A 17,205-nucleotide genomic window follows, 5' to 3' on the forward strand; every position below is an offset into this window, starting at 1 on the left:
AGAAAATGAATTTTTTTAAGATTTTTTAAGAAATCCTTAATATTTTCTTAAGTCCTAAACTAAAATTTGCATATTCATAAATAAAATTTATCAATTTTATTGCCTATTCAATACTTTTTAGCGATTCTACCATATCAATTTTACGTAACACTCTACGCATTCCAAAATCAATCAAATAAGTAAATAATAACGTAAAAATCACAGCAAGAACATAACTCATTAAATTGACACTTCTAATAAACATTGCAATTTCAACTTCAACTGTATAGATAATAAATAAGTGTAAAACTTTCCCTAATCCTAATCCTAGAATAGAACCGATTATTGAAAGAATCGTATTTTCTCTAAAGACATAATCATAGACTTCACGTGGATAAAAACCTAATACTTTAATTGTTGCAATCTCACTTTTACGCTCTTGAATATTTATATTAGTTAAATTATATAAAACAATAAACGCTAAAGCTCCTGCACAAACAATAAGAATAACTACCACACTATCGATACTAACCATTTGATCTCTAAAGCTTTGCGATATACCATCAGTATAGTTAACTGAAGAAATATTACCATCATTTTTACAATAATCATCAATCTTAGCTTCCATTGATTCATCACCGATATCAAAGTAAGCATAATTAGATATTGCTTCATTACCAGTAAGTTCTTGATAAAACTCCTCACTCATATATAACTGGTGCTGGAAGTATAACGTCATTAATCCAGTAACCTTTACTTCATAATCTTTTTCATCTATTGTGATTTTAATTTTATCACCGACATTTACATCTAATAATTCTGATAATTTGGCAGAAATTACTACACCTTGATTATCCAGTGTTATTTTTTCATGACTATGATAGTCCTCAAGATTGACAAATTTGCTTAATTCTTTATTGTTATCAAATACTTCTAAAGTTCCATAGTGGTCTTTATCACCATGAATAGTAATTGTTTGACGGTAAAAACTGCTTGTATCCTTAATTTCATCAAGATCTTCAAAATCCTTAATTTCGTTTTCTAACTGTTCATTAGTCAATTGATTATTAAAAACTACTAATCCATCATAAGTATAAATTTCGCCATATTGTTTATCTGCTAGTGTTGAAACAGAATTACGAATACCAAATCCCGTTACAATTAATGCTGTACACCCAGCAATACCAACAATTGACATAAAGAAACGCTTTTTATATCTAAAAATATTACGCATAGTAACTTTTTGATTAAAAGATAATCGTTTCCAAATAAACGTTATTCTTTCAAGTACGATTCGTTTACCTGTTTTTGGTGCCTTAGGTCTAAGTAAGCTAGCAGGCATTTCGCTAACTTCACGACGAGCAACTAAATAAGTAACTAATAATATAATTGCTACCGATATTATAAATGTTTGAATACAAATAAAAGCATCAAAAAGAATACTAATATCAGCTCCAACACTAAACAAAACTTTTCGGTATAAATAATAGATAATAGCAGGGAAGAAATAAACTCCTGCAATAATACCAATTATACTAGCAACAAAAGTCGCCAAAAAGCCGTAAATGATATATTGTTTAATAATATCACGGCGATGATAACCTAATGCTCTAAAAGTACCACTTTGAACTCTTTGTTCTTCAACCATTCTTGTCATTGTTGTCATACTAACAAGGGCAGCTACTAAAAAGAATATCAGTGGAAATATTGCAGCAATTGCGGCAATTGAATCACTTGCAGAACTAAAACTAATAATTCCTGCATTTTCTTCACGAGTTAAACTAATTAGTTCACCGCTAGGAATATCGTCAATAGCTTTTTTAGCATCTTCTAATTCTACTTGTGCTTGTTGCAATTCTATTTGGGCATTATCTAAGTCTATTTTAGTTTGATCAAGTAATGCTTTAGTATCATCTAAAGTGACTTTACTACTATCAAGTTTTTCTTTTGAAGCAGCTAAAGTAGAACCAGTAGCATCTAATGTTGCCTTAGAACTATCAAGAGTTGCTTTTGTGTTTTCTAAAGTAACACGGGCTGATTCTAATTCGACAGCCGATTGATCTAAAACCTGTTTAGCTGCTGGTAAACTAGCTTCATATTGACTTACAGCATATGCTAATTGTTCAATTTGAGTAATTTTAGCTTTTAATTCTGTTAATTGATCTTCAGGAACTCCAGCTGCTATTGCATCTTGATATTGTTTAACTAACTCATCATAATATGGTGCTAACTGTTCATATTGACTTTTATAAGTCTCATACTGACTTAACTGTTGATTATAACTCGCTAATCCAGTATCATATTCACTTTTACCAGCTAAATAATCCTGATATCCCGCTTCATATTGAGCTAAACCACTGTTATATGCATTTAAACCATCTTGATATTGTCGATAACCACTGTTATATGCAGCCAAACCATCTTGATACTGCTGCATACCGTCTTCATATTGTACGACACCATCATTATAAGCACTTAAACCATCTTGATATTGATTTAAACCATCATTATAATCAGCTTCACCTTTAGCTAATTGTTCTTTAGCATCATTTACAAGATCTTCATTTAACGAGTCAATCTGTTTATTTAAAATCTTTTCAATTTTAGAATTAACATCATCAACATAATCTAAATATTCATCACTGAAATAATTATAATTATTTTCATTTTTTAACGTTATTCTTAACTCATTAAATACTGTTTGCTCACGTAAATCATAAAGTTCTTGCGGTAAAGCTAAACCTTCATTACCCTTTGATAAAATTTGAAAATAAGCTTCATTAGTACCATCACCAAGAGTATTAGTACCACGCTCAACTGAACTTAAATAACGGGTATCGTTAATCAAACCAGTGACAGTAAATTTTTTAGTGGCATTGTCATTAGTTAAAGTAATCTGGTCACCGACCTTAATTCCATTTTGACTTGCAAAACTATTATCAATAAGACATTCATCATCATCTTTTGGTAATTTACCACTAACCAACTCCACCTTATTTACTTGATTATCAAAAGTTTCATTAGTATATACAGTAGCTCCTTTAACATTTTCATCAAACTCAACTAAAGCATCAAACCGATTACCAGATTCAACATTTTCAACTTCATCAATTTCTTTGACTAATTTAAGATCTTCTTCAGTAAATCCCAAAGTTGCCACATAATTCAAATCATTAAAATGATATTCTTTCAAATAATCATTCATTGATTGTTCCATGATCAATGGCGTATGCCGTAATCCAGCAAAAAATGCAGCCCCTAAAAATACAATACAAAAAATTGAAAGAAAACGTGCTTTAGTATTAAAGATAGTTCGAATTTGATTTTTTACATAAGCTTTTTTCTTCATTTTACCACTCGATTTCAGCTATTGATTTAGGTGTTTCATTCATCTTCATTGAATCAACACGACCATTTTTTAGTCTAATGACCCGATCCGCCATTGGAGCTAAAGCACTATTATGAGTAATAACAACAACTGTCATAGAATACTTATCACACATCTCTCTTAATAATCCTAAAATGGACTTACCAGTTTGATAATCCAAAGCACCAGTTGGTTCATCACATAAAAGCAGTTTAGGGTTTTTAGCTATCGCTCTTGCAATCGCCACTCTTTGTTGTTCACCACCAGATAATTGAGCTGGAAAGTTATTCATTCGATCTTTTAATCCAACTCGCTCTAAAACCATTTTTACATCTAAAGGATTTTTTGATATTTGTGAAGCTAATTCAACATTTTCTAATGCAGTTAAATTTTGTACTAAATTATAAAATTGAAAAACAAAACCAATATCATCTCGACGATATTGTGTTAATTGCTTTTCATTATATTTAGCAATATCTTGACCATCAACAATTATTTTACCACTTGTTGCTTTATCCATTCCGCCTAAAAGATTTAAAATTGTAGTCTTTCCGGCTCCTGAGGGTCCAACGATTACAACGAACTCGCCTTTTTCAACTTCGAAATTAACACCGTTTGATGCCGGAATCTCAACATCACCTACTTTATATATCTTTTTTACATCTTCAAACGTTATAAAGCAATTCATCACCTCACAACCTTTCTTTTCTATCATATATAATATTATATCATGAAATAATTGCCATTTTAAACCTCCAATCCCCTTTTTCATCAAGAAACGACTTTATTTTTTAATCGAATAAAAGTAAAAAAAATATTATTTTAGAATCAAAAATCATTAACTTTTATCCATGATAAGCAGATTTTTTTAACTTTTCGTGTTAGAATTTATTCAGGAGGTATTCCAATGAAAATAATGATTCTATCTGATTCCCATGCAATGTCTAAATCAGATTTATTAAAATTATTAAAAGCTAATCCCGTTGATTATTATATTCACTGCGGTGATATTTTCATCGGTTATGATAATTTGCCATTAAACAATTTTTATCTTGTTCGCGGCAATAATGATTATGGTAATATTCCAAATGAAATCTGCCCTTCTTTTGATAATTTAAAATTCTTCGTTACCCATGGTCATCTTTATGATGTTGATTATAATATGGATTATTTATATCAAAGCGCAAAAGAAAAAAAAGCTGATGTTATCTGTTATGGTCATACTCATCGACCATATTACGATGAAATTGACGGTACAATAATTATTAATCCTGGCAGTGTTTCATACCCTCGAGGTCAGTATCGTTTTCCTACATATTGTATATTTGATACTAAAGAAAAAAAGGCAACTTTTTATCAAGTAAAAACACTAGAACCATGTGATCCTTTTAACCAAAATCAATCTAACAAAAGAAAAAAAGAACCATTCTTTAAAAAATGGTTCAAATAATACTTTTTGGTAAAATATGATGATACATAATGATACAAGCCACCATACAAAATAACATCGGTATAATTGAAATTATCAACATTAAAGCTATTAAATAAAAATTAATTAATCCAAGACTATATAATCTAATAATAATTACAATTTGATAAACTAATGGTATTAAAATTATCATCCCATAAAAGATAATCATTTCTAAATTGATTATCTTTTTTAAATCCTTTAAACTATAACCAAGATAATATAGATTAGCAAACGACTTTTTCCGTCCCTTTAACTCCATCCCTAATTTAAATAATGATGTTAATGCCAATAAAATCATTACACTTAAATAAGAAAACAAAACGATCGTACTAATAAGCGGTGTATTTAAAGTATATAAAATACTACACATCAAAACTAGTGCTGACATCATCACCAATAATACGAGCATTCGTACTCGTTGTAAATCATACTTAACATTTCCAAATACAATTAATAAGTATTGATTTTCAATACCATATCTTTCTTGAAAGCGTTCAATAATTTCTGGAATAATATGTTTAATAACCCCATATAAACCAATCATTGCTACTATTGATAAAAGCAAATAATCTTCAACGCTTTTTAACCAGGGAAAGATTATTAAAGGTATAATAAAAGCTAGTATATAAAACAAATTAGAAGGTTTCCTTAATTTAAAGCCAAAAGTTTCAATTTTAACACTATCATTGATCAATTTATTAATACTAGTTCGATAACAATAACCCATGTTTAGATAAGTACACCAGCCAACTTCAAATAACAAAATAATTGTAGTTGCCACATAAGCACGATCACTTACATAATAAAAATCTCCTGAATAATTAAATGTAATAAAGAAGACTCTATTTAAAACCGGTACTAATAAATATCCTAGTAATAAACCAAGCAAAATCGCAAAAAACATAACAATCAAACTTTGCAACAATAAATACATACCTACTTTATAAACTGAAGCACCTGACATCAATACGATCGATATATCTTTGCTTTTAGCTAAAACATAGAAATCATTAGCCATAAAAACACAAATCATAGCAATCAAAATAACAAAAACAGCAATTGGAGTTACAATTGTTTTATCACGACCACCGAGATTGATACCAGCAGCAGGATTCATCGCTAAATTAAAAAACAAAAAGATAAAAACTGTCGTCAACAAAAACGATAAAAAATAAAATATGGTCTTTAATAAGTCACTTTTTAACGATTGAAGTGCTAATTTAAATAATCCCATTAGTCAAATAAAGCCTGCGATTCAGTAGAGTTAATATCGACTATCTTATAAAAATATTCTTTTTGACTCATATTTTGCCGTTCAATCGTTTCATCAATTACACCATCTTTTATATATAATAACTTAGATGAATAAGAAGCTATTTTAGGATCATGAGTAACCATCAATATTGAAACACCACTATTTACATTTAAATCTCTAAATAACGATAATAATTCGTGAGAGTTCTTACTATCTAAATTACCAGTTGGTTCATCAGCTACGATTAATTTTGGCTTAGTTACTAAAGCTCTACAAATTGCTGCTCTTTGACGCTGACCACCTGAACATTCACTAGGATATTTATTTAAAATCATTTCAACACCTAGTTTTTTAGCAATTTGATTTACTGATTCTTGGATATCCTTTTTCTTCTTTCCAGCTAGTGTTAAAGGAACAGCAATATTTTCAAAAATAGTTAATGAATCTAATAGATTAAATTCCTGAAAAATAAAGCCTAAATTTTCATAACGAAATCGTCCTATCTCTCTTTCGCTCATTTGTCTAACTTCCTTACCATTAATATAAACAAATCCTTTAGTAGGTAAATCGATTGTCGATAAATTATTAATAAAAGTAGACTTCCCAGCCCCTGAAGGACCCATTACGCAAATAAATTCGCCTTCTTCCATTTCTAACGATACATCTTTTAAAGCCGTATAGGGATTTTTAGTTCCAACCCCATAGATTTTTGTTACATTTTTAGCAATCAAAATTTTATTTTTTTCCACTCTACTTTCCTCCTTTTATTACCAGCTTACGATAATTATATCTAGTAAGAAAACCTGAAATGATCACTGGTATTACATAAATCAGCACCAAAACACATGAAAACATCATTGTCATCTGACCATAATATATAAACCGTCCTATAATAATAACAATGTAGATCATTGGAACTACTAATAACAATAAATAAAAATAAAACACTTCCCGATTAACTATTTTAATTAATTCACTTCTGGTATAACCGATTTTCCAAAGATTATAAAACAAATTAGCTCTTGTCTGGGCTTCCATACAATATTTATAAACAATACTTGTAATCAATAAAACAACAATTACTATATAGCCAATTATTGCGGTAATATATTCCCGTGGTGAATTATAGTAAGTAGCAATAATAACAATCATCCCAGTAACCGATCCAGCTATTAAAGAAAATAACAATACCGATCTTCTAATTGAATAAGCTAAATTAGAAAAGTAAATTAAAGCATATCTTTTTTCTAACAAATATTTATCTTTAAATGTCTTTATAAATTCGGGTAAAAAAGATTTAATCAATCTAACCATTCCAGCAATCCCAACAACTATTGGTGCAACATAATTCATTGAAGAATGTTCTGCCATAAAAATCATTACAATCCCTAATACATACAAAGTAACATTAAAAATCGGAGCAATTTTACTACTTCCTGATGAATTATAATCCATCGCTTTTTCCTGTTTTAATAAATAAGCAATATCATTGCGATAAATATAACCACTTGCAAAGACTGATAACGTTAATAAAACAATAGCCACTATGACAATTGTTTCAATATATGTATTGATAGATATTTGATATATTGAAGCTTCAACATTTAAATACTGATACATCCAATAATTGGATAATGGTGCTACTAAAACGCCAATTCCAATCCCTAATGGCGTAGCTATAATTAATAATGTAAAAGTCTGATATATCAGATATAATGTTGATGCGATTGAACTATTACCAGAAAGCGACATAATTGCAATTTCATTAGTTTTTCTTGAAATAAAGAAATTATTAGCAAAAAAGATCATAAAACAACAAAAACAGATAATCATAAATGATAAGGATGTTGAAAATGGAACTTTTACTTGTTGCCAAGAGACGCCACCTGAAACTGTTCCTGGATCTTTTAATAAATCATTATTTATTATATTAAAGAAAATAAAACATACCGCTATTGCAAAAACTAGTGTTAAACAATAAAATAAGCTGTTTTTATATTCTTTGACAAGCATTTTCATTGCAAATTTAAAATTCCCCATTTTACACCTCCATTTGACAGTATAAATACTAGTATAATAGCGCTTTCATATTTAGTCAATTAGATAATTTGTGGATAATTATGATTATTTGTAGCAAAAAAACATAGATTTATTACTATTATTTGTTAAAAAAAAGAAATTTATAAATCATTGATATAATCAACAAATTTAAAAATTTCTAATTACTTACTATTATATTAACTTTCTTGCAACTCTTTTTTTAAATCTTCTATATAACGTTCTTCAAAACGATCTACACGCACAAATTTACCTAATACAGAATTAGGTTCAAAATAAAACACCAAAAACAAACGACAGCCACCATCTGGTAATGGTGCAAATTGACCACTCCAATGTCCTAAATAATTATTAGTTTGAACATCATATTCAAATTGAATATTTTGACGACAATCAGTAATCAAGATTTTAGTTGCTCTATTTTTTCGATCATATTCAATAAACTTATTATCATCTACTTTTTCTACCCGTGATAAATCACTTCGCCATGAGCAATCTTCAATATTACTAACAGCGTTAAATACTTTTTCCACATCACTTTTAAAATCAACCTGCATATCGATCCTTTTCATCATCAAGCACCTCCATAGTTCAATTATAGCACAATTAAAAAATCCATTTTATAAATAATTATCATTAAATTCGAATTAAAGTACAAAAAAAGTTCCTAACGGAACTTTTAATAATCGATTAAATTATTTAGCTAAAGCTTTTTTAGCTGTATCTACGATTGCAGTGAATCCTTTTGGATCGCTGATTGCAATTTCAGATAACATTTTACGGTTGATTTCAACATTAGCTAATTTTAAACCATGCATTAATTTAGAATATGAGATATCATTTAATCTAGCTGCAGCATTAATACGTGCAATCCATAATTTTCTCATATCTCTTTTAACTTGTCTTCTATCACGATATGAATAAGCTAATGAATGCATTACTTGTTCATTTGCTGTTCTATATAATCTATGTTTAGAACCATAGTACCCTTTGGCTAATTTTAATACTTTTTTTCTTCTATGTCTAGTAGTATATCCACCTTTTACTCTTGCCATTTATTCATTCCTCCTACATCAATTATTTTGGTAATCTTGATTTAATTCTCTTATAATCTGAAGCACTAACTAATCCTGATTTAGCCAAATGTTTCTTTTGTTTATGAGTTTTATTGTGTGATAAATGTGAAGTGTAAGCATGACTACGTTTCAATTTACCGCTACCTGTTCTTTTTAAACGTTTTTTAAGACCACTGTGTGATTTCATTTTTGGCATAATATATTCCTCCTGAATTATTTTTTCTTTGGTGCAATTATTGCAGTTAAGGTTCTACCCTCAAGCTTTGCAGGCTTTTCAATTTGCCCTACTTCCTCGCATTCAGCTACAAAGTCATCAATAACTTTTTTACCAAGTTCCGTATGAGCCAATTGACGTCCTCTAAATCTAATTGCAATTTTAACTTTATTTCCTTCTTCTAACCATTTCAATGTTCTTTTTAATTTAACATTTTTATCATGTACATCAATTGTCACTGACAATTGAGTTTCTTTTAAAGCAACAACTTTAGAATTACGTTTCATTTCTTTAGCTTTCTTTTGCTGTTCAAAACGATATTTTCCAAAATCCATAACTCTACATACTGGTGGTTTTGCATTTGGAGCAACACACACTAAATCAAGACCTTCGTTATAAGCTAAATCGATTGCTTGATTACGACTTTTAACTCCTAAACGTTCACCATTTTGATCAATTACCAATACTTCTTTAAAACGGATTTTTTCATTTACTAACTCATCTGGTTGTTTTGGTTTTCTGTTATCAAATCTGCTAATAAAAGCCACCTCCATCTTGTGCAGTTTGTAGTTTAAATAAAAAGTGAGCACACTAAGTACCCACACACTGACATTAAGATAACTATATCTTAGTGACATTTGCCCATCGACTTAATCAATCGGGCGAGAAGCAGGCACTTCTTCTTTCCACTACTTTTCATTTACTGTTGTATATTACCATCTTATTGTATCAAAGTCAATATTTTTTTAAACTATTTACAATATTATATTTAAGTATTTTTATTTTATGCAATAAATTTAAATCATCATAAACTACTAAACGCTTTTTAGTCTATTTTAGTAATATTAGTGATATAATTATTACAATGTTAATTTAAAATATGGAGGTAATAAAAAATGATTTATACAATTACATTTAACCCATCTCTAGATTATTTAATGTATGTAAACAACTTTGAAGATGGCGAGACTAATCGTTCTTTTAAAGAAGAAATCTATCCTGGTGGAAAAGGGTTTAATGTTTCAACAATATTATGGCGTTTAAATTTACCAACAACCGCTTTAGGTTTCATTGCTGGTTTTACAGGTCAAGAAATTCAAAAACAACTATTAAAACGGGGTTTTAACTGTGATTTATGTATACTTGATAATGGGATGTCAAGAATTAACGTCAAATTAAAAAGCCAAGTAGAAACCGAAATTAATGGCAGTGGTCCTGATATTCCTAAAGATAAAATTACTGAACTATTTAAAAAATTAGAAAAATTAGAAAATGGTGATATTTTGATTCTTGCTGGTAGTATTCCTAGTTCCATGCCTAATGATACCTATGAACAAATAATGAAACTATTAAAGAATAAAGATGTTGCTATTGTTGTTGATGCAACTAATGATTTATTGAAAAAAGTATTGCCATACCATCCTTTTTTAATTAAACCTAACCAGCGTGAATTAGAAGAATTGTATCAGGTTACAATTAATAGTCGTGAAGATATTATTAAATATGCTAAAAAACTACAAAAACAAGGGGCTATCAATGTTCTTGTTTCTCTTGGAAAAGACGGAGCTTTATTAGTTGATGAAAATAAAGAAGTTTATTATTGTCCTAGTGCTAAAGGAAAATTAATCAATAGTGTTGGTAGTGGTGATAGTATGGTTGCCGGTTTTGTTGCTGGATATTTAAAAAATCATGATTATAAAGAAGCCTTAAAATTAGGCAGTGCTTGTGGTGGTGCAACTGCTTTTAGTGAAGATCTAGCACAGTTAGATTTAATTAAAGAAGTTGAAAAACAATTAACGGTAGAAAAAATAATATAATTTAAATAGCTAAATATAATAATTGGTCATAATCACTTTTGATTATGACCTTTTGACTTATCAAGAGAATTTATATATTCAATTCCTTCATAGAAGAAAAGAATAATTATCACCAGCCATGCAAACATTATATCACCATATTTATTATATGAAACATTTAATAAATTATGATAAAAGCCCTGTCTACTTGACAGAGCTAAATAATTGGTTAAATTCATCAGGAATAGGTGCTTTAAATTCCATCTTTTGATTAGTATCTGGATGTCTAAAAGCAAAAACGTGTGCATGCAATCCCATTCTTTTTAGCGGATTAGTAGTGGCTCCATATTTTTTATCACCAACAATACTATGACCAAGCGATTGCATATGAACTCTAATTTGATTTTTACGCCCCGTATCTAGATAAACTTCTACTAAGCTATTGTTTTTAGTTTCTTTTAATACTTGATAATTAGTTATCGCTAATTTCCCTTGTTTAGCAATATAAACATGTTGTGTTTTGCTTTCTTGCAAATAATTTTTAATAGTACCTTGCTTTTTTTGTAAATGTCCTTCAACAATAGCTAAATAACCGCGTTTATAAACAAGTTTATTCCAATTGTTTTGCAGTTTATTTTTTATTGTTTCATTTTTAGCAAACATCAAAACCCCAGAAGTTTCGCGATCTAAACGATGTACGATAAAAACACGAGCTTTTTTGTTCTTACTTTTTAAATAATCACTAACCATATGATAGGCTGTTTTTTCTTTTTCAAAACCACCAGACATACTCAATAACCCAGCTGGTTTATTGATAACGATCAATTGATTATCTTCATAAATTATTTCAAATTTTAAATCTTGATTATTTTTTGTTACCGTTACTACATCACCAGGTTTTAATAAATAATCAAACTGCGTTATTATCTGCTTATTTACTTGAACCTGTTTATATTTTAATAACGTCTTTACTTTCTTTTTATTATAATAATTTAATAAAAAATCAAATAAAATACTTTCTTTTTTTACTGTTAAGTTATTCATCAATCTTTTCAGCCTTTACTGCCATTCCTGAAACCTGACATTCAATCATATTATGTCCTAAATTAGTAGTTGTAAAACGAACATTAATAATCGCACTAGCATGACGACGCATAGCTTGTTCTACTGTTAAAGCCATTGCATCTTGACGTTTTGCATCTAATAATTGTTCAATATCAATATTATCATCGCTTTCTAAAGCCTGATTTAGAATCTTACTACCAAAAACAATACCTAAATTCTTAGTTATTTTATAACCAGGAATATAATCCATTGTACTCATTTCAATCATATCCATTTTATATTACCTCCATACTAATAATGGCTAGATATTTATTTCATATTAAAAATTCTATGAGTGTTAAATAATAATAGTACAGAAATTAATAGATTTACAACTAATGCTAACCACCATGGTAAAACATTAACCATTGCCACAACCATTAATACTAATTCAACAAATAAACCAAAGAAGATATTTTCTAAAGTAATTGCTTTTTGTTTTCTAGAAATCATAAATGTTTCAATAACAGTATTTAAATCCGAATTCATTAACATAATATCACTATTATCAATAACTTTTTTATCCTTAATTCCACCACGACTAATTCCAACATATGATTTTTGCAATAAAGCAATATCTTTTGAGTTATCACCAATATAAGCAACCGGACCAGCAATACTTGCCTTATCCATTATCTCTAATTTTTCTTCAACAGATAAATTATTGTAAATTCGATATTGATCATCTTCAAGATCAACGGGACCATCATTAAAAATAATTAAATCTCGATTTAATTTTGAAAGCTTAGCAAATAAATCCATTTCTTCTTCACTAACCTCAACACCATCAAAACGATCATAAATAATAGTTCGACAAGAATTCAAAGCATCCAAACCACTATTTTCTTTTATAATAATGTTTTCAGAAAATGCTTTAGCAACCCCAGTTAGAACTGCAAATGAAGAAGCTTGTTTATAAGCAAATGTTCCTGAAATTGTTAAAAAGATAATCCCAGCATACATAAATCTAAAATTATTTTCCCAATCTAATAACGGTATAAATACTGCACACAAGATACCAATAACAACAAATAATATTGAATCAACCTTACTAACCAATTCTACAATTCGATGCGTTTTTGAAGTTCCAGCTGGTGCCATCATCGCGATTTCTAAGATCTTATTCATCGCACTACGTTCATATGTATACAATATTTTAATTCTCAAAGTGTCTTTAACATTAACACTACCACTTTGAACTTCAACTCCAGGTTTAACTTCCTCTAAAACTTCACTTCCGTTGATAGCAAAAACATCAAGCTCACTTGTTCCAGATTCAATTACTCCTCCTAAAGGAATTGTTTCTCCAGGTAAAACTACTAAAATATCACCAATATCAACATCTTCTAGCGAAACCATTTCATAATCGTTTTCACCAATTTCTCGTCTTCCTAAAGTAACTGGGTTAATAGCATCATCAACTTTATCAATTGAATATCCTAATAATTTTAATAATAAACGTTCTCCTAATTGATAAACAATTGCCACAAAAATCGTTTCTACATAAGCACCATAAATAATTCCAAATAAACATGCTACAGTAATAGTAATATTTTCACTAATAAATTGTTTAACTTTTATATCTTTATATGCTTGTATTAGTGTTTTTTCACTTACGACTAACCAGGTTACTAACCATCCTAGTCTAGTTATGATATTAGGATCCTCTCTTGTTACAATTCCTAATGATAAAGCAACTACTAAAATAGCAATTCTAATCATTGCTTTTAAATACTTCTCTTGAAATAAATCTTGTGATCTAAAAGGTTTTTTCCAAAGTTCAACATCAATTGCGGGATTAACTTTATCAACCAAACGATTTAATCTTACAAGTACTTTTTTATCATTTGTAGTTACTTTTAACAACTTATTTGCAAAATAAAGACTTACGTTTTCATAAGCCGAATAACGTGAAATTACTTCTTTAATTTGTTTAGCATCTTCTTCGCTTTCTAAATTAGTAAACATAAAAATATGTTCTACTTTTTTTTCTGTAGGAACGAATTCTCTTTTTCTAGAATTAACTTCTTCTTTTAAGACCAAATCCTCCCCGGCATTTTTTAATAGCTGCTGGACATTTTCTGGTTCTTCACAATAAAATGAAATACCCGTTTTCCCTACTTTGATACGGGATACTTCTTCCATCCCGTTTAACAAAAGAGTAATTTCATTTAACTTGTCACTATCGTTAATATTATCGATATAGAAATTACTAGCCATTATAATCTCCTTTCTGATTTTCACTTAATTTTAGCATATCCACATAGATTTGCCAAATTATTCTATTCCATAAACCATTTTTAAGATTTGAGGATAATATTTTTCAAACTCTATATTATTTATTTTTCGTTTAGAAGACATTAAATGAAAATACAAACGATGTTTTAAATTTCTTACTGGCGGTACAAAATATTCAAACTGATCATTTAGATATAAACCATTGCGTTGATAAAAAGCAATTCTCCGTTTACTTTGTTCATCTTCAGGATGTTCAACTTCTAAAATAACCATTTTATCATCTAAATTAATAAAATATTGCAACATCTTGCTACCCATACCTTTTCCCTTTAAAGAACCATCTATTGCAAAATAATCAATAAATCTAAAATCATCATGTTGATAAAATGACATAATTCCAACAATTTGATCATTATCTTTTAATGTTAGTACCTGATAAAGCCCAGCATGGAATGTATCTTTCATATAATTATACTCTTTAATTTCTTTAGTAGGGAAATTATTTGATAATATTTGATAAAATCGATCAAATTCCTCTAACTTCAATAATTCATATTTCATTGTACTACTCCTATTTTTTTCTTACTCCAGTTTTTTTATTTATTAGTACGAAACTTTCTTCAAACTCTTCTTTAGTACATGATAAATCAAACTCTTTACCATAAATTTTATAATTGATTTGCAGGTGACCACTATCACGGATAACACAATCATAAACTTCACCTTTAGTAAATAAATCGCGCTGTTGCTTACCGATGACAATATTCATTGTTTTAATACAACGACACAAGCGACGTTTTCCTATATTTGCAATAGTTATCACCCCTTTCATCGTAATTATAGCATGTTATTAATTGTTTCGCCCAATAATTTACTTATTAACATAAATTAAACCCTTGAAAATCAAGGGTTTAATTCTTACTAAATTCTAATAATTCTAAGTCAGGATTCTTTTCAGTAGCCCAGCGTACAGACCAATCATTAGTAAATAATAATAAATGCTGTCCCTTTAAATCCTGTACTTTTTTAGTATCGCTAGATAAATTCAATGATTTTAAATCTTTATCTGTTTTTACCCAGCGGATATATTGATAAGGTAATGGTTCTTTAATGATTTCAACATTATATTCAGTTTTTAAACGATGTTCTAATACTTCAAATTGAAGTACCCCAACAACACCAACAATTATTTCTTCCATTCCACCGCCAAGTTCGGTAAAAATCTGAATTGCCCCTTCTTTAGCAATCTGTTCTACACCTTTAACAAACTGCTTTCTTTTCATTGTATCTTTATTACGAATCAAAGAAAAATGCTCAGGTGCAAAAGTTGGTATTCCTTCAAAAGCAAATTTTTCTTTACCAGTAGTAATTGTATCACCAATTGAGAAAATACCAGGATCAAAAACACCGATAATATCTCCAGCATATGCCTCTTCAACTTCCTGACGTTCATCAGCCATTAATTGTTTAGATTGATTTAACTTAATTTTTCTTTTACCTTGATAATGATAAACTTCCATTCCCTTGGTAAATTTACCAGAACAGATTCTAAAAAAGGCCATTCTATCACGATGTGCTTTATTCATATTAGCCTGGATCTTAAAAACAAAAGCACTAAAATCCTCACTAAATGGATCAATCATTTTTTCTCCAGTACTTCTAGGTAATGGTGAAGTTGTCATTTCCAAGAAATGTTTTAAAAATGGTTCAATTCCAAAATTAGTTAAAGCTGAACCAAAGCAAACTGGTGATAATTGCCCTTTACGAACCTTTTCTAAATCAAATTCATTACCAGCCATATCTAATAATTCAACATCTTCTTGTAATTTATTATATAACTCTTCATCAAGTTCATTAATTAATTCTGGATCATCATAATGCATTACTTTAGTATCAACTTCTTTACGTCCACCATCAACTGGGATAAAACGAATTACTTCTTTAGCATGACGTTCATAAACCCCTTTAAATTCTTTACCACAACCAATTGGCCAGTTAACTGGACAAGTGTCGATTCCTAATTCCTGTTCGATTTCTTCCATTAATTGATATGGATCTAAAGCCTCACGATCCATTTTGTTTATAAATGTAAAAATTGGGATGTGTCGCATTGTACAAACTTTAAATAATTTACGAGTTTGATCTTCGACCCCTTTACTTGCATCAATAACCATTACTGCACAATCAGCAGCCATTAATGTTCGATAAGTATCTTCGGAAAAATCTTGATGGCCTGGAGTATCAAGAATATTAATGCAAAAACCATTATAATTAAATTGTAAAACGGAAGAAGTAACCGAAATTCCTCTTTGTTTTTCAATTTCCATCCAGTCACTTGTAGCATGTTTACTATTTTTCTTCCCTTTAACGCTACCAGCCTGTTGGATAGCACCACCATATAACAAAAACTTTTCTGTTAATGTTGTTTTACCAGCATCTGGATGCGAGATGATGGCAAATGTTCTTCTTTTTTCAACTTCTGTTTTTATATCACTCATTCAATATTCTCCTTGTATTATTTATCAAACTCAATCTATCTTATTTATAGTCTTTTAATATCACATCTTTATATCTCCTTGCAAAAATAAATAATATCGATTAAAACTAGATTTGTCAACCGGATTTTACCCCGTTTACAAATCATAAT

At 29.1% G+C, this 17,205-nt stretch carries 17 protein-coding genes and 1 other annotated feature; of the genes, 2 read left to right on the top strand and 15 right to left on the bottom strand.

The window, feature by feature from the left end:
- Positions 1–103 precede the first annotated feature (103 nt).
- Both B5E92_RS02815 and B5E92_RS02820 read right to left on the bottom strand, forming a co-directional pair.
- Positions 104–3,328, bottom strand: a complete 3,225-nt coding sequence (locus B5E92_RS02815; protein WP_087299005.1) for an FtsX-like permease family protein — start codon at positions 3,326–3,328, stop codon at positions 104–106.
- Between the two features lies 1 nt (position 3,329).
- Entirely contained in the window at positions 3,330–4,034 is a 705-nt protein-coding gene (locus tag B5E92_RS02820) for an ABC transporter ATP-binding protein (protein WP_087299071.1), read from the bottom strand.
- A 219-nt stretch (positions 4,035–4,253) separates the two neighbouring features.
- On the opposite strand from B5E92_RS02820, the gene B5E92_RS02825 reads away from it, so the two are divergent.
- On the top strand, positions 4,254–4,796 hold the full coding sequence (locus B5E92_RS02825) for a metallophosphoesterase (protein WP_087299007.1): 543 nt from the start codon (positions 4,254–4,256) through the stop codon (positions 4,794–4,796).
- Here B5E92_RS02825 and B5E92_RS02830 read toward each other — a convergent pair.
- The 7 genes from B5E92_RS02830 to infC all read right to left on the bottom strand — a co-directional run bounded on the left by B5E92_RS02830 (position 4,789) and on the right by infC (position 9,974).
- Positions 4,789–6,051, bottom strand: coding sequence for an FtsX-like permease family protein (locus B5E92_RS02830; RefSeq protein WP_087299009.1), 1,263 nt, complete (start codon positions 6,049–6,051; stop codon positions 4,789–4,791). The genes B5E92_RS02825 and B5E92_RS02830 overlap by 8 nt on opposite strands.
- Positions 6,051–6,821, bottom strand: coding sequence for an ABC transporter ATP-binding protein (locus tag B5E92_RS02835; RefSeq protein WP_087299011.1), 771 nt, complete (start codon positions 6,819–6,821; stop codon positions 6,051–6,053). Before B5E92_RS02835 ends, B5E92_RS02830 begins: the two co-directional genes overlap by 1 nt.
- Before the next feature lies 1 nt (position 6,822).
- Positions 6,823–8,112, bottom strand: coding sequence for an FtsX-like permease family protein (locus B5E92_RS02840; protein ID WP_087299013.1), 1,290 nt, complete (start codon positions 8,110–8,112; stop codon positions 6,823–6,825).
- 197 nt (positions 8,113–8,309) lie between these two features.
- Positions 8,310–8,705: an SRPBCC family protein gene (locus tag B5E92_RS02845; protein WP_239404223.1), complete on the bottom strand. Its 396-nt coding sequence runs from the start codon at positions 8,703–8,705 to the stop codon at positions 8,310–8,312.
- A 120-nt stretch (positions 8,706–8,825) separates the two neighbouring features.
- Complete coding sequence (gene rplT, locus B5E92_RS02850; RefSeq protein ID WP_087299015.1) at positions 8,826–9,185, bottom strand: 50S ribosomal protein L20; 360 nt, start codon at positions 9,183–9,185, stop codon at positions 8,826–8,828.
- A gap of 22 nt (positions 9,186–9,207) precedes the next feature.
- Positions 9,208–9,402, bottom strand: coding sequence for a 50S ribosomal protein L35 (gene rpmI, locus B5E92_RS02855; protein WP_087299017.1), 195 nt, complete (start codon positions 9,400–9,402; stop codon positions 9,208–9,210).
- Between the two features lie 17 nt (positions 9,403–9,419).
- Positions 9,420–9,974, bottom strand: a complete 555-nt coding sequence (gene infC, locus B5E92_RS02860; RefSeq protein ID WP_087299019.1) for a translation initiation factor IF-3 — start codon at positions 9,972–9,974, stop codon at positions 9,420–9,422.
- A gap of 14 nt (positions 9,975–9,988) precedes the next feature.
- Positions 9,989–10,111 (bottom strand) — a sequence feature (ribosomal protein L20 leader region).
- 205 nt (positions 10,112–10,316) lie between these two features.
- On the opposite strand from infC, the gene pfkB reads away from it, so the two are divergent.
- The gene (gene pfkB / locus B5E92_RS02865) at positions 10,317–11,237 is read left to right on the top strand and encodes a 1-phosphofructokinase (protein WP_087299021.1); all 921 of its coding nucleotides are present in this window, start codon (positions 10,317–10,319) and stop codon (positions 11,235–11,237) included.
- Positions 11,238–11,420: 183 nt separating this feature from the next.
- Here the strand turns inward: pfkB and B5E92_RS02870 are convergent, their stop codons facing one another.
- From B5E92_RS02870 to B5E92_RS02895, 6 genes are all read right to left on the bottom strand, one after another.
- Positions 11,421–12,260 (bottom strand): RluA family pseudouridine synthase, encoded by an 840-nt coding sequence (locus B5E92_RS02870; protein ID WP_087299023.1) that lies wholly within the window; start codon positions 12,258–12,260, stop codon positions 11,421–11,423.
- The gene (locus tag B5E92_RS02875; protein WP_087299025.1) at positions 12,253–12,555 is read right to left on the bottom strand and encodes a YbjQ family protein; all 303 of its coding nucleotides are present in this window, start codon (positions 12,553–12,555) and stop codon (positions 12,253–12,255) included. Before B5E92_RS02875 ends, B5E92_RS02870 begins: the two co-directional genes overlap by 8 nt.
- A gap of 35 nt (positions 12,556–12,590) precedes the next feature.
- The gene (locus tag B5E92_RS02880) at positions 12,591–14,540 is read right to left on the bottom strand and encodes a hypothetical protein (protein WP_087299027.1); all 1,950 of its coding nucleotides are present in this window, start codon (positions 14,538–14,540) and stop codon (positions 12,591–12,593) included.
- A gap of 57 nt (positions 14,541–14,597) precedes the next feature.
- Positions 14,598–15,119: a GNAT family N-acetyltransferase gene (locus tag B5E92_RS02885; RefSeq protein ID WP_087299029.1), complete on the bottom strand. Its 522-nt coding sequence runs from the start codon at positions 15,117–15,119 to the stop codon at positions 14,598–14,600.
- 10 nt (positions 15,120–15,129) lie between these two features.
- Positions 15,130–15,390 carry a hypothetical protein gene (locus tag B5E92_RS02890; RefSeq protein WP_204215184.1) on the bottom strand — a complete coding sequence of 87 codons (261 nt, stop codon included), beginning with the start codon at positions 15,388–15,390 and terminating at the stop codon, positions 15,130–15,132.
- 79 nt (positions 15,391–15,469) lie between these two features.
- Entirely contained in the window at positions 15,470–17,056 is a 1,587-nt protein-coding gene (locus B5E92_RS02895) for a peptide chain release factor 3 (RefSeq protein ID WP_087299031.1), read from the bottom strand.
- Positions 17,057–17,205 lie beyond the last annotated feature (149 nt).

Source organism: Erysipelatoclostridium sp. An15 (assembly GCF_002160675.1).
In the GTDB taxonomy this organism is placed as follows: domain Bacteria; phylum Bacillota_I; class Bacilli_A; order Erysipelotrichales; family Coprobacillaceae; genus Thomasclavelia; species Thomasclavelia merdavium.